Genomic DNA, 14122 nt, shown 5'->3' on the forward strand with positions numbered 1-14122 from the left:
GATGGACGACATGAACAACCCCACACCGCAGGCCCTGGGCATTTCGGGCCGCATTGCGGCCTTGTTCCAGAGCGCACAGATCACGCCGTTGCTGGCGCTGGTGGCGTTTTTGCTGGGCGTGTTTGCCGTGATGGTGACGCCGCGCGAGGAAGAGCCGCAGATCAACGTGACCATGGCCAATGTGCTGATTCCATTCCCGGGCGCCTCGGTGGCCGATGTGGAGCAGATGGTGGCCACCCCGGCCGAGCAGGTGCTCTCGCAAATGGCGGGCACCGAGCATGTGATGTCGGTTTCGCGCCCGGGCGTGGCGGTGCTTACCGTGCAGTTCAAGGTGGGCGTGGAGCGCACCGAAGCGCTGGTGCGGCTGCATGACACCTTGCGAAGCAACACCGACTGGCTACCGCGCGATCTGGGGGTGCTGGAGCCCATCATCAAACCCAAGGGCATTGACGATGTTCCCATCGTCACCCTCACACTTTTCAGCAAGAACGCAGACACCGGCGCCTTTGCGCTGGAGCGCGTGGCCCACAGCATGGAAGCTGAAATCAAGCGGGTTGCGGGCACGCGCGAAGTCCAGACGGTGGGCGGCCCCGGCCGGGCGGTCATGGTGCGCCTGGACCCGGCGCGCATGGCCAGCACCGGCACCACCGTGCAGGATCTGCGCAGCGCGCTGCAGTCCGCCAACATGGGCATGCCCGTGGGCGAGCTCATCAGCGGCAACCAGGCGGTGGCCGTGGAGGCGGGCCCGTTTCTCATGCAGGCCAGCGACGTCGCTGAGCTGATGGTGGGGGTGCGTGGCGGCAAACCCCTCTTTCTGAAAGACGTGGCCGAAGTCAACGATGGCCCCTTGCCCCCCAGCCGCTACGTGTGGCACGGCAAGGCCGAGGCCAACGGTGGCGGCGAATACCCCGCTGTCACCTTGCTGGTCACCAAGAAGCCGGGCGAGAACGCCATCGACGTGGCCAACGCCGTCATGCAGCGGGTGGCGCAGCTGCGCAACACCGTCATTCCGGACGGCGTTGAAGTGGCCGAAACGCGCAACTACGGCGCCACGGCCAACGACAAGGCGCAAAAGCTCATCCAGAAACTGCTGTTTGCCACGGCTTCGGTGGTGGCGCTGGTGTTCATTGCGCTGGGCCGACGCGAGGCCGCCATTGTGGGCACGGCCGTGGTGCTGACGCTCACCGTGACGCTGTTTGCCTCGTGGGCCTGGGGTTTCACGCTCAATCGGGTGTCGCTGTTCGCGCTGATTTTCTCCATCGGCATCTTGGTGGACGATGCCATCGTGGTGGTTGAAAACATTCACCGGCACCAGCAGCTCTTTCCGGGCAAGACACTCGCGCAGATCATTCCGGGCGCGGTGGACGAAGTGGGCGGCCCCACCATCCTGGCCACGTTCACGGTGATTGCCGCGCTGCTGCCCATGGCGTTTGTGTCTGGCCTGATGGGCCCCTACATGAGCCCGATCCCCATCAACGCCAGCATGGGCATGCTGCTGTCGCTGGCCATCGCCTTCGTGGTCACGCCCTGGCTGGCGCGTTTGTGGATGAAGGCGCACCCTGCACAAGGCGGCAGCGCAGGCCACGCCCCCGCTGCACCCTCAGGCATGGCGGCCCGCATCACCCCCCTTTTCACCCGCATCTTCACGCCCTTGCTCGACGACCAGCGCGGCCCCCGCAACCGCCGGTTGCTGGGACTGGGCGTGGCGGTACTGATTGCGCTGTCGGTGGCCCTGCCCGCCACAGGGCTGGTGCTGCTCAAGATGCTGCCGTTTGACAACAAGTCAGAGTTTCAGGTGGTGGTGGACATGCCTGCCGGCACACCGGTGGAGCAGACCGCTGCTGTGCTGCATGAGCTCGGTGCCTACCTGGCCACCGTGCCCGAGGTCACCGATTACCAGGCTTACGCGGGCACGGCCGCACCCATCAACTTCAACGGATTGGTGCGCCAGTATTACCTGCGCGCAGGGGGCGATGTGGGCGACATCCAGGTGAACCTGGTGGACAAATCGCACCGCAAGGACCAGAGCCATGCCATTGCCACACGGGTGCGCCCTGCCCTGCAGCAGATCGGGCAGCGCATGGGTGCCAATGTGAAGGTGGTTGAAGTGCCACCAGGGCCGCCGGTGCTGTCGCCCATCGTGGTCGAAATCTATGGCCCCGAAGCCGAAGGTCGGCGCCAGATGGCCAAGGCCGTGCGTGCAGTGTTCAGCCAGACCGCCGGTCTGGTGGACGTGGATGACAGCAGCATTGCCAGCGCGCCGCGCAAGCTTTTGCTGATCGACCGGCGCAAGGCCGCGCTGCTGGGCATACCCCAGCAGGCCATTGTGGGCACGCTGCGTGCTGGCTTGGCCGGCGAAGCCGCCACCTATCTGCACGACGCCAGCAAATACCCCGCCCCCGTGGTGCTGCAGTTGCCCGAAGAAAGCCATGGCGATCTGGCCGCGCTGCTGCAGCTGACCGTGCGCGGCGCGTCGGGCAAGCAGGTGCCTATTAGTGAGCTGGTCACGGTAAGCGACACCGTGCGCGAGCAGCCCGTTTATCACAAAGACCTTCTGCCGGTGAATTTTGTGGTGGCCGACATGGCCGGCAAGGTGGACAGCCCGCTGTACGGCATGTTCCAGATGCGCAGCGCCATCGCGCAGATCGAGACCCCGGGTGGCGGCCCGCTGGTGGAATATTTTGTGCGCCAGCCCTCGGATGCGCTGCGCGACTACGCCATCAAATGGGATGGCGAATGGCAAATCACCTTTGAGACCTTCCGCGACATGGGCGCCGCCTACGCCGTGGGCCTGATCCTCATCTACCTGCTGGTGGTGGCGCAGTTCGGCAGCTACCTCACGCCGCTGATCATCATGGCGCCTATCCCGCTGACCATCATTGGCGTTATGCCAGGCCACGCCTTGCTGGGCGCGCAGTACACGGCCACCAGCATGATCGGCATGATCGCGCTGGCCGGCATCATCGTGCGCAACTCCATTCTGCTGGTCGACTTCATCAATTTGCAGGTGCGTGAAGGCACTCCGCTCAAAGACGCCATCGTGCACTCGGCCATTACCCGCGCCCAGCCCATTGTGCTGACGGGGCTGGCGGCCATGATTGGTGCGTTCTTCATCCTCGATGACCCGATCTTCAATGGCCTGGCCATTTCGCTGATTTTCGGCATCTTTGTCTCCACCGTGCTCACGCTGGTGGTCATCCCTACGCTGTATTACGCGGCCTACCGCAAGCAGCACCGGCACCCTGGCAGCGGCCAGTCCGTTTCCGGGCAATCCACTTCACCCGCTGGCAATAGTGGCCCGACAGAGGCTGCGCCGCACTGACTCACTGATATGCACTGATTTTCAACAAGGCACCACAGGAGACAAACCATGGCCCATATCGTCGTTATCGGAGCAGGCATTGGCGGCATGCCCGCAGCCTACGAGCTGCGCGGCAAGCTGTCCACGCAACATCGCGTCACCGTGATCAGCGCGGTGGACTACTTCCAGTTCGTGCCCTCGAATCCCTGGATCGCGGTGGGCTGGCGAAAACGCGACGATATCGTGCTGCAAATCGGCCCGCTGCTGCAGCGCAAGGGCATTGATTTCATTGCCAGCGCTGTCCAAACCATCGACGCCACCGGTAACAGCGTCACGCTGGCCAACGGCCAGACCGTGCCTTACGACTATCTGGTGATCACCACCGGCCCGCGCCTGGCATTCGAGGAAGTGCCGGGCGCAGGCCCCATCGACGGCCACACGCACTCCATCTGCACGGTGGACCATGCCCTGGGCTTCTGGGCAGATTACGAGAAGTTCCTTGAAAACCCCGGGCCGATGGTGATTGGCGCCATGCCCGGCGCCAGCTGCTTTGGCCCGGCGTATGAGTTTGCCTTTATCGTTTCAGCCGACCTGCGCAAGCGCAAGCTGCGCCACAAGGTGCCCCTCACCTATGTCACCAGCGAACCCTACATCGGCCACCTCGGTCTGGGCGGCGTGGGCGACAGCAAGAGCATGCTCGAGAGCGAGTTGCGCGGCCAGGACATCAAGTGGATCACCAACGCCCGCACCACGCGTGTGGAAGACGGCAAGATGATGGTGGACCAGCTCGACGAACAGGGCAACCTGATCAAGCAGCACGAGTTGCCATTCAAGCTCTCTATGATGCTGCCCGCTTTCAAGGGCGTGGACGCAGTGGCCGCCGTGCCCAACCTGTGCAACCCGCGCGGCTTTGTGCTGATCGACGAGCACCAGCGCAGCAAGGCCTACCCCAACATCTTTGCAGCGGGCGTGTGCGTGGCCATTCCGCCCGTGGAGGTGACGCCCGTGCCCACCGGCGCACCCAAGACCGGCTACATGATCGAAACCATGGTGTCGGCCATCGTGCACAACATCGCGGCCGACCTGGAAGGCCACCCCGCCACCGCCACCGCCACCTGGAATGCAATCTGCCTGGCCGACATGGGCGACACCGGCGCAGCCTTTGTGGCGCTGCCGCAGATTCCGCCGCGCAACGTCAACTGGTTCAAGAAGGGCAAATGGGTACACCTGGGCAAGATCGCATTCGAGAAATATTTCCTCGGCAAGATCAAGTCCGGCAATACCGACCCGATCTACGAGAAATATGTGCTCAAGATCCTGGGCATCGCGCGCCTGCAAGAGCCCTCCGGCCCCAAGTAAACCTGCAACCCTTTTGTTTTTTCCATCCTTCAACTTCGGAGATTCACAATGACCTCTTGGCAACTCGTTCGCATCATCGGCGGCTTCTTCATCCTGCTGTCGCTGGCCCTGGGCGTAGCGGGCAGCCCCATCTATCACAACGCCAACTGGCTGTGGTTTACCGCCTTTGTGGGCGTCAATCTGCTGCAAAGCGGCTTCACCCGGTGGTGCTTGATGGAAACCATCATGCGCAAGCTGGGCGCGGCGGCAGGCAATTGAGCGGAGGTCACACCATGCGCATGAAGCCGCTGTGGGCTGCTTTGCTGGCGCTGGGCCTCACGGGCGCCCACGCGGCCGACCTGCTGCAGGCCTGGCAGGCTGCACGCCAGCATGACCCCGACATGGCCGTGGCGCAGTCTGCGCTGCAGGCGGGCCAGGCGCGGCGGGATCAGGCCAGCGCGCTGTGGCGCCCCACTGTGGCTGCCACGGCGGCGGGGGGTGCCATGGGCTCCAGAACCTCGACCGCCGGGGCGTCGTTCTCTGCGCCCGCAATGGGCACCTCGTCAGATGTGGCGTTCAACACGTCGGTGGACAACGGCCCGGGGGCGCGCTGGAGCATTGGTGCCCGCATGCCCATCTACAGCCCCGAACGCACGGCGCAGGGCCGCAAGCTCACGCTGTCTGCCGATCTGGCCGATGTGCAGTGGCAGGCTGCCGAACAGGCCCTCATGCTGCAAACCGCCGAGCGCTACTTTGCCGTGGCGCTGGCGCAGGACGCACTGCGCCTGCTGCAGCGCCAGCAAACGGCCGTCAACAAGGCACTGGTGGAGGCGCAAGACCGCTTTGAACTGGGAGATGCTCCCGTCACCGACACCCACGAAGCCGCTGCGCGCGCCCGTGGCATCGATGCGCAGGTGCTTGCAGCCGAGGTGGATTTGCAGATCGCCCAGCGCGCCCTGGCGGACACCACCGGCTGGTCGGTCGACGCGCTGCAGGTGGCGCCGGCACCGGCTTTGCTGGCCTCCCCCGCCCTGCCTGCCCTGCCCCAGTGGCTGGACCAGGCGGCAGCGGCCAACCCTGGCCTGCGCCAGCAAACCCTGGCCGTCGAGGTGGCGCGCCAGGATGTCGCCCAATATGCCCGCGGCGCAGGCACCACCGTGGACCTGGTCGCACAGGCAAGCCGCGAGCACCTGAGCGGCTCGGGCCGCTACGGCCACGGCAGCAACACCGCCCAGCAGCACATGGTGGGCGTGCAGGTCACCGTGCCGCTTTACACCGGCGGCCAGCGCAGCGCACGCCAGCAAGAACTGCTGCACCTGCAGACCAAGGCCGAAGCCGAACTCGACCGCGCACGCCAACAGGTGGCGCAGCAAACCCGCGCCGCGTGGCTGCGCCTGCAGTCAGGCGCAGCGCGCACCGAGGCACAGAACGCAGCCCTGCGCGCCAGCCAGGCCCGCCTGGATGCCACCCAGCTCGGCCGCCAGGTAGGAGACCGCACCACGCTGGACCTGCTCAACGCGCAAAACGATGCGGCCGGTGCCGAGCTGGCCATGGCGCAGCTGCGCATATCCCTCACGCTGGAGCGCCTGCGCCTGCTGGCGTTGACGGGGCAACTGGACGAACGTGCATTGCACGCCGCCACCGTGGATGCGCCAGCCCCGAAGTAACCCCCATTCATCTTCCCAGAGACACCATGGAAACCACCACACTCCAGCCGCCCGCCGCGCCCCTGGTCGTTGATGTGCGCTCACCCGGCGAGTTTGAAGCCGGCCATGTGGACGGCGCCATCAACCTGCCGCTAGACCGCCTGGGCGCCGATTGCGCGCAAGTCTTGCCGAACAAAGCCACGCCCCTTGTGCTGTGCTGCCTGTCGGGTGCACGCTCCGGCATGGCGGCGCAGTGGCTGCGGCAGCAGGGCTACCAGCAGGTGGCCAACGGCGGCTCGGTGGGCAGCGTGGCGCTGCAGCTGCAGCGTCCCATACGCCGCGGCTGAGGTAGCGCAACCCTGCCCGCTTTATCTTTTGTATATTTCTACACACCACAAGGAACCGCCATGAAAACCGCCCACGACCTGGTCACCGCCGCAAAAACCCGGGCCCAGGAAATCCCCGTGGACCAGGCCGAGCAGGCCATCCGTGAAGCCGACGTGCTGATCGACGTGCGCGAGGCCGACGAATACCACGCAGGACACCTGCCCGGCGCCATCCACGCCTCGCGCGGCCTGCTGGAGTTCAAGCTCAGCAGCACCCCCGCGCTCGAGTCACGCGACCTCAAGGTGGTTGTGTATTGCAAGACCAGTGGCCGTGCAGCGCTGGCCGCATGTGCCATGCAGGACATGGGATATCTGCAGGTGCAATCGATTGCCGGCGGGTTTGATGCCTGGGTGGCAGCCGGTAAACCCGTGGTCAAACCCGTGGCGCCTTCTTTCGAGTAACCAGGTGAAGCGGCTTGCGGGCCGCTCTGCCTTTTCGCAAAGCAGTCCGCTCAAGGGCTGCAAAGTCCCAAAGCAAAGGAAAAATCATGAAAATCAACGTTGGAACCATTGATCGTGTCTTGCGCATCGTGGCCGGACTGGTACTGATCGCACTGGCTGCCACCGGCACCGTGGGCTGGTGGGGCTGGCTGGGCGTGGTGCCTTTGGCCACCGGCCTGTTCCGCTTTTGCCCCGCCTACACGCTGCTGGGCATCAACACCTGCCCCCTGAAGCGATAACTGACGCAGCCCTGGCCGCGCGAGAGCGGCGGATGGGGCCGCGCCAGCCAGCGGCCCCGAAAGTGATTTTTTCGACCCGCCTGTTTTGACTCCCTATTTCATGGAACTTCAGTCATGAGTACCTTTGACCATGCAGGTCTGATACACAACATCAATGAAAGCCTGGCCACCTTCCGCAAGGCCCAGCCTGACGCCATGCGCGGGTTTGCCCAACTCGCCCAGGCCTCCATGGCCGAGGGCGCGATCAGCGCCAAGCACAAAGAGCTGATTGCCCTGGCCATTGGCGTAAGCCAGCACTGCTCGGGGTGCATCGGCTTTCACGTCAAGGCACTGCTGAAACTGGGCGCCACACGCGCCGAACTCGAAGAGATGCTGGCCGTGAGCGTTTACATGGGCGGCGGGCCATCGTTGATGTACGCCGCCGAAGCCCTCAAGGCCTGGGACACCATGGCCGAAGCCCACACCGCCTGAGCTCAAGCCCAAACTGCCTATTCAAAGGGCAAAGGCACGTTTTTGCGGATTTATACAAAAATAGCTGCTAGCGCTTATGGATAAAGCGCAAGCAGCTATTTTTTTAATAGCAACCATCCATCGCACTCACCCTTCTGTGCGCATGCGGTACACCGGGCTCAGGCGCACGCCCCCTGAGGTTGCGACAGCGCCTGCAGGTCATCTGCCTCGGTGGTAGTAATGCGGTGGCCGCTCAGGCCCAGTTTGGCCAGCAGTTGCACATCGGCTTCCACATCAGGGTTGCCGGTCACCAGCAATTTATCGCCATAAAAAATCGAGTTGGCCCCGGCCATGAAGCACAGCGCCTGCACCGCATCACCCAACTGCTGGCGGCCTGCCGACAGGCGCACGCGGGCCTTGGGCATGGTGATGCGGGCCACCGCGATCACGCGCACAAAGTCCAGCGGATCGACCGGTTCGCTGTCGGCCAGCGGGGTGCCGGGCACGCGCACCAGGCTGTTGATGGGCACCGATTCCGGGTAGGGCTGCAGGTTGGCCAGCTGGGCGATCAGGCCCGCGCGGTGCACGGGCGCCTCGCCCATGCCAACAATGCCTCCGCAGCACACGCTGATGCCTGCGCTGCGCACATGCTGCAGGGTGTCCAGTCGGTCCTGGTAGGCGCGGGTGCTGACCACGTCGGTGTAGTACTCGGGGGCGGTATCGAGGTTGTGGTTGTAATAGTCGAGGCCCGCATCCTTGAGCGCCTGCGCCTGGTGCGATTCGAGCATGCCCAGCGTGGCGCAGGTCTGCAGGCCCAGGCCTTTCACGGCGCCAATGAGGGCACTGACTTTTTCGATGTCACGGTCCTTGGGGGCGCGCCAGGCGGCGCCCATGCAAAAGCGGGTGGCGCCGGCGTCTTTGGCGGCTTGCGCAGCGCGCACCACTTCGTCCACTTCCATCAGCTTCTCGGCCTTCACGCCGGTGTCGAACTCGGCAGACTGCGGGCAGTAGCCACAATTTTCGGGGCAGCCGCCGGTTTTGACCGACAGCAGCGTGGCCAGCTCGATATCGCCCGCGGGCCAGTGCTGGCGGTGCACGGTCTGCGCCTCGAACAGCAAGTCCAGCAAGGGCTTGTCGAGCAGCGCCTGAATGGCATCAACCGTCCACGGGCCCTGGGCCGCAGAGGGCGCCACGCGGCGGTGCATCTGCAGGGGCTGGCTGGAGGATGGGGTGGCGGTAGAGGACATGAAGGGCCTTTGAGGTGGGGGGCAGCGAGTGCGTAACGGGGAAAAAAATCGCCCCATTGCGAGCATTCGATGCGGTTTATATCAGGTGAAACAGACCAATTCCCGACCGCACCGCACTAAGGCGATGCGCAGGAGCGGTGTTTTCATGGCGGTTAAAAAGGCTGCGGATCGCGCCTTACAAGTGCCACCACATCATTTTGACCGGGGCAAACGGTTCTATGTGGGTTGGGTGGATGGAGTGAATCCCAACGCTTTCAACTCTTCATCACTCAGTTCCAGCTCGGTCAATTCGGGCTGGCGGGCCTCAATGGTGCGGCGCTGCTCAAAACTCGTCGGCGGGCCTTGCTCTTGCTGCCTTCTGTCTTGACCGCTGCGCCGGTCTGTTTCGTGTCGTCGTTCCATTTTTCCTGTCCGTCCAAAGGGATTTCACAGAGCCAGCTTTGATGTGCCGAAAGGTTTGCTTCAGCCGCGTGATTTGTGGGCACCACAATGCGACCTGGCGCCGTGTTCAGTAGGGCCAACGCCTCAGCCGAGCGCGGCGATCACATCCGGGGGCGCTTGCACCAGCTCGATCAGCACGCCCTCGCCCGCAATCGGGAACTCGTCGTTGCTCTTGGGGTGCAGAAAGCAGATGTCAAAACCCGCCGCGCCCTTGCGGATGCCACCGGGCGCAAAGCGCACGCCCTGCGCGGTGAGCCACTCGACGGCGGCGGCCAGGTCGTCGATCCACAGGCCGATGTGGTTGAGCGGCGTGGTGTGCACCGCAGGCTTTTTATCGATGTCCAGTGGCTGCATGATGTCCACCTCGACCTTGAAGGCGCCCTGCCCCATGGCCAGGATGTCTTCATCGACGTTCTCGCGTTCGCTTTTGAAAGTGCCGGTCTGTTCCAGGCCCAGCATGTCCACCCACAGGGCTTTCATGCGCTGTTTGTTGGTGCCGCCAATGGCCACCTGCTGGATGCCCAGCACCCTGAAAGGGCGTTGCACGGTGTTGTTTGTCATGGAAATTCTCCAGTGGCTGAAGCGTTTTTTACTTCTATTTCAATAGCTACTCGCGCTTACTGCATAAGCGCTAGAGGCCAAAAACACTCATAAAAAAGGGGGCAAGCCCCCTCGGGTTGGATTTCGGCAGGGATCACTGGAATTCCAGGATCACCTGATCCACCGCCAGCGATTCGCCCTTGCCCGCCACGATCTTGCCCACCACGCCGTCTTGCGCAGCAAAGAGGATGTTTTCCATCTTCATCGCCTCGATCACGGCCAGCTTTTCACCCGCCTGCACCTTCTGGCCGGGCTGCACCGCCACATCGACCAGCAGGCCGGGCATGGGCGACAGCAAAAACCTGGAAAGGTCTGGTGGTGCCTTGAACGGCATCAGCTTGTGCAGCCGTGCGCCCAGCGGCGACAGCACCAGCGCGTCGATCTGCGTGCCGTTGTGCGCAATGCGCAGCGCCAGCGGGTTCTTGCCCACACCGCGCTCGACCTGGGCCGTGAAGCCCTGGCCATTGCAAGCGCCCTGCACGCGAATCTGCCCCAGCGTGGCCGTGCTACTGATCTGATAGTTTTTGCCGCCCACCGATACTGCGCTGGAGAGCGATTTGCCATCTATTTCGAAGTCCGTCACCGTGACTTCGTGCTGCTGGTTCTGGCCTTCGGCGCCAAGGACGATCACCACAAACTCTTCACCCACCTTCACCTCGTGCCCGGCCAGCTGGCCGCTGATGCCCGAGGCGCGGGCGCGGTAACGGCGGTTCATGTAGGCGGCCAGCGCCACCAGGAACAGCGGATCGTCGTGCGGCACGTCTTCGGCCGCAAAACCCTTGCTGTAGTTTTCGGCAATAAAACCGGTATTGAAATCGCCCGTCACAAAACGGGGGTGCGCCAGCAAAGCGGCCTGGAACGGAATGTTGCTGCTGATACCGCGAATCACGAAGCCGTTGAGCGCCGCGCGCATCTTGGCAATGGCGTCGTTGCGGTCGGTGCCGTGCACGATGAGCTTGGCGATCATCGAGTCGTAATACATAGGGATCTCGCCGCCCTCGTACACACCCGTGTCCACGCGCACGCCCAATTTCTTGGCCGTGTCCGACTGGAACATCGACTCCTCCGGCGGCTGAAAGCGCACCAGGCGGCCGGTGGAAGGCAGGAAATTGCGGAACGGGTCTTCGGCGTTGATGCGGCACTCGATGGCCCAGCCGTCGCGCTTCACATCGGCTTGCGTAAGCGGCAGCGCCTCGCCCGCCGCCACGCGGATCATCAGCTCCACCAGGTCCAGGCCAGTGATGCATTCGGTCACCGGATGCTCCACCTGCAGGCGCGTGTTCATCTCCAGAAAGTAGAAGTCCTGGTCCTTGCCGACCACAAACTCCACCGTACCAGCGGATTGGTACTTGACGGCCTTGGCCAGCTGCACGGCCTGCTCGCCCATGGCCTTGCGGGTGGCATCAGAGATGAAGGGCGATGGCGCCTCTTCGATCACCTTCTGGTGGCGGCGCTGGATGGAGCACTCGCGCTCGTTCAGATAGATCACATTGCCGTGGCTGTCGCCCAGTACCTGGATCTCGATGTGGCGCGGCTCCTGCACGAATTTTTCGATGAAGATGCGGTCATCGCCAAAGCTGTTGCGGGCTTCGTTCTGGCAGCTGGCAAAGCCTTCAAACGCTTCCTTGTCGTTGAACGCCACGCGCAGGCCCTTGCCGCCGCCGCCCGCGCTGGCCTTGATCATCACCGGGTAGCCAATGCCCTTGGCAATTTCCACCGCCTGCTCGGGGCCGGCGATGGCATCGTTGTAGCCCGGAATGGTGTTGACCTTGGCTTCCAGCGCCAGCTTCTTGGATGCAATCTTGTCACCCATGGCCGCAATCGAAAATGCCTTGGGGCCGATGAAGGCAATGCCTTCGTCTTCGCAGCGCTTGGCAAAGGCTTCGTTCTCGGAGAGGAAACCATAGCCGGGGTGCACGGCCTGTGCGCCGGTCTGCTTGCAGGCTTCGATGATCTTGTCGGCCAGCAGGTACGACTCGCGCGAAGGCGCCGCGCCGATGTGCACGGCCTCATCCGCCAGCTTGACGTGGCGCGCTTCCTTGTCGGCGTCGGAATAGACGGCGACGGTGGCGATGCCCATCTTGCGGGCGGTAGCGATGACACGGCAGGCGATTTCGCCGCGGTTCGCAATCAGGATTTTCTTGAACATGATGACGTCCTGTTCTCTCTCAATGTTGTTGGGCCAGCAGCGCTTTGCGCCGGGCCGTGTAGTTCCACCACGGCTGGCTGGGCCCGCCGTTCATAAAGTCGTGTGCAGCCATAAAGACATCCAGCACGCACGGGTCTTGGCGCTGACCCGTGGGTCCGCGCAGCTGCCCATACATTTCCAGCGGGTCCATCGCACGCACTTGCTGTGGCGTGGTGATGCCCAGGCTGTGCAGATCGGCGGCCATCGATTTCCCGATGTTCGGAATATCGGTCAGCACACGGGCTTGCTCGGCGTGGGTCGCTTTGGGCATGACAGCACTCGCTGGACCGGCGTTACAAAGGAATGTTGCCGTGCTTGCGCCACGGGTTTTCCAGCTTCTTGTCGCGCAGCATCACCAGCGAGCGGCAGATGCGCTTGCGCGTCTCGTGCGGCAGGATGACGTCGTCGATGAAGCCCCGGGCACCCGCCACAAACGGGTTGGCGAAACGCTCTTTGTATTCGGCCTCGCGGGCGGCCAGCTTGACGGGGTCGTTTTTGTCTTCGCGGAAGATGATTTCCACCGCGCCCTTGGCGCCCATCACCGCGATTTCGGCGTTGGGCCAGGCCAGGTTCACGTCGCCGCGCAGGTGCTTGCTGCTCATCACGTCGTACGCACCGCCATAGGCCTTGCGCGTGATGACGGTGATCTTGGGCACAGTGCATTCGGCATACGCATACAGCAGCTTGGCGCCGTGCTTGATGATGCCGCCGTACTCTTGAGAAGTGCCGGGCATGAAGCCGGGCACGTCCACAAACGTGACCACGGGGATGTTGAACGCATCGCAAAAGCGCACAAAACGCGCGGCCTTGATGCTCGACTTGATGTCCAGGCAGCCAGCCAGCACCAGCGGCTGGTTGGCCACGATGCCCACGGTCTGGCCTTCCATGCGGGCAAAGCCGATGAGGATGTTCTTGGCGTATTCGGGCTGCAGCTCAAAAAAGTCGCCATCGTCCACCGTCTTGAGGATCAGCTCCTTCATGTCGTAGGGCTTGTTGGCGTTGTCGGGCACCAGGGTGTCGAGCGACAGGTCGGCGCGGTCGGCCGGGTCGTTGCTTGGGCGCACGGGCGCTTTTTCGCGGTTGTTCAGCGGCAGGTAGTTGTACAGGCGGCGCAGCATCATCAGCGCCTCCACGTCGTTTTCGAACGCCAGGTCCGCCACGCCGCTCTTGGTGGTGTGGGTGATGGCGCCGCCCAGTTCCTCGGCCGTCACCTCTTCATGCGTCACGGTTTTGACCACTTCGGGGCCGGTGACGAACATGTAGCTCGAATCCTTGACCATGAAGATGAAGTCGGTCATGGCGGGCGAATACACGGCGCCACCGGCGCTCGGGCCCATGATCATGCTGATCTGCGGAATCACGCCGCTGGCCAGCACGTTTTTCTGGAACACGTCGGCATAGCCACCCAGGCTGGCCACGCCCTCCTGGATGCGCGCGCCGCCCGAGTCGTTGAGGCCGATGACGGGTGCGCCCACCTTCATGGCCTGGTCCATCACCTTGCAGATTTTCTCGGCATGGGTTTCAGACAGCGCACCGCCAAACACGGTGAAGTCCTGGCTGAACACAAACACCAGGCGGCCGTTGATCATGCCGTAGCCCGTAACCACACCATCGCCGGGGATCTTGTTGGCTTCCATGCCAAAGTCGGTGCAGCGGTGCTCGACGAACATGTCCCATTCCTCGAACGTGCCGTCGTCCAGCAGCAGCTCGATGCGCTCGCGCGCCGTGAGCTTGCCCTTGGCGTGCTGCGCGTCAATGCGCTTTTGCCCGCCGCCCAATCGTGCCAGCGCACGCTTTTTCTCCAGTTGATCCAGGATGTCTTGCATGGTCGTCCTTTGGTGAATT

The 14122-nt window shown here is 63.5% G+C and carries 14 protein-coding genes; 8 read left to right on the top strand and 6 right to left on the bottom strand.

Going from position 1 to position 14122, the window contains the following annotated elements; translation table 11 throughout:
* The first annotated feature begins 1 nt into the window (after position 1).
* The 8 genes from K226_RS0112475 to K226_RS0112510 all read left to right on the top strand — a co-directional run bounded on the left by K226_RS0112475 (position 2) and on the right by K226_RS0112510 (position 7822).
* Positions 2 to 3322: an efflux RND transporter permease subunit gene (locus tag K226_RS0112475; protein ID WP_024815130.1), complete on the top strand. Its 3321-nt coding sequence runs from the start codon at positions 2 to 4 to the stop codon at positions 3320 to 3322.
* Between the two features lie 48 nt (positions 3323 to 3370).
* Positions 3371 to 4660, top strand: a complete 1290-nt coding sequence (locus tag K226_RS0112480) for an NAD(P)/FAD-dependent oxidoreductase (RefSeq protein ID WP_024815131.1) — start codon at positions 3371 to 3373, stop codon at positions 4658 to 4660.
* Between the two features lie 48 nt (positions 4661 to 4708).
* Positions 4709 to 4918: a DUF2892 domain-containing protein gene (locus K226_RS0112485; RefSeq protein ID WP_024815132.1), complete on the top strand. Its 210-nt coding sequence runs from the start codon at positions 4709 to 4711 to the stop codon at positions 4916 to 4918.
* 14 nt (positions 4919 to 4932) lie between these two features.
* On the top strand, positions 4933 to 6306 hold the full coding sequence (locus K226_RS0112490; protein WP_024815133.1) for a TolC family protein: 1374 nt from the start codon (positions 4933 to 4935) through the stop codon (positions 6304 to 6306).
* Between the two features lie 26 nt (positions 6307 to 6332).
* Positions 6333 to 6632, top strand: a complete 300-nt coding sequence (locus K226_RS0112495) for a rhodanese-like domain-containing protein (protein ID WP_024815134.1) — start codon at positions 6333 to 6335, stop codon at positions 6630 to 6632.
* Between the two features lie 60 nt (positions 6633 to 6692).
* Positions 6693 to 7073 (top strand): rhodanese-like domain-containing protein, encoded by a 381-nt coding sequence (locus K226_RS0112500; RefSeq protein WP_024815135.1) that lies wholly within the window; start codon positions 6693 to 6695, stop codon positions 7071 to 7073.
* 86 nt (positions 7074 to 7159) lie between these two features.
* Positions 7160 to 7351: a DUF2892 domain-containing protein gene (locus tag K226_RS0112505; RefSeq protein ID WP_024815136.1), complete on the top strand. Its 192-nt coding sequence runs from the start codon at positions 7160 to 7162 to the stop codon at positions 7349 to 7351.
* Positions 7352 to 7465: 114 nt separating this feature from the next.
* The gene (locus K226_RS0112510; protein WP_024815137.1) at positions 7466 to 7822 is read left to right on the top strand and encodes a carboxymuconolactone decarboxylase family protein; all 357 of its coding nucleotides are present in this window, start codon (positions 7466 to 7468) and stop codon (positions 7820 to 7822) included.
* A gap of 158 nt (positions 7823 to 7980) precedes the next feature.
* On the opposite strand, the gene bioB is transcribed toward K226_RS0112510, so the two are convergent.
* From bioB to K226_RS0112535, 6 genes are all read right to left on the bottom strand, one after another.
* Complete coding sequence (bioB, locus tag K226_RS0112515) at positions 7981 to 9006, bottom strand: biotin synthase BioB (RefSeq protein ID WP_369795471.1); 1026 nt, start codon at positions 9004 to 9006, stop codon at positions 7981 to 7983.
* A 258-nt stretch (positions 9007 to 9264) separates the two neighbouring features.
* Positions 9265 to 9450 (bottom strand): hypothetical protein, encoded by a 186-nt coding sequence (locus tag K226_RS19545; protein ID WP_081739376.1) that lies wholly within the window; start codon positions 9448 to 9450, stop codon positions 9265 to 9267.
* A gap of 123 nt (positions 9451 to 9573) precedes the next feature.
* On the bottom strand, positions 9574 to 10050 hold the full coding sequence (locus K226_RS0112520) for a VOC family protein (RefSeq protein ID WP_024815139.1): 477 nt from the start codon (positions 10048 to 10050) through the stop codon (positions 9574 to 9576).
* 133 nt (positions 10051 to 10183) lie between these two features.
* A complete protein-coding gene (locus K226_RS0112525) occupies positions 10184 to 12238 on the bottom strand; it encodes an acetyl/propionyl/methylcrotonyl-CoA carboxylase subunit alpha (protein ID WP_024815140.1) in 2055 nt (684 codons plus the stop codon).
* Between the two features lie 19 nt (positions 12239 to 12257).
* Positions 12258 to 12548, bottom strand: coding sequence for a helix-hairpin-helix domain-containing protein (locus K226_RS0112530; RefSeq protein WP_024815141.1), 291 nt, complete (start codon positions 12546 to 12548; stop codon positions 12258 to 12260).
* A gap of 22 nt (positions 12549 to 12570) precedes the next feature.
* Entirely contained in the window at positions 12571 to 14103 is a 1533-nt protein-coding gene (locus K226_RS0112535; RefSeq protein ID WP_024815142.1) for an acyl-CoA carboxylase subunit beta, read from the bottom strand.
* Positions 14104 to 14122 lie beyond the last annotated feature (19 nt).

The sequence above is a fragment of the Acidovorax sp. JHL-3 genome (genome assembly GCF_000526295.1).
GTDB lineage: Bacteria > Pseudomonadota > Gammaproteobacteria > Burkholderiales > Burkholderiaceae_C > Acidovorax > Acidovorax defluvii.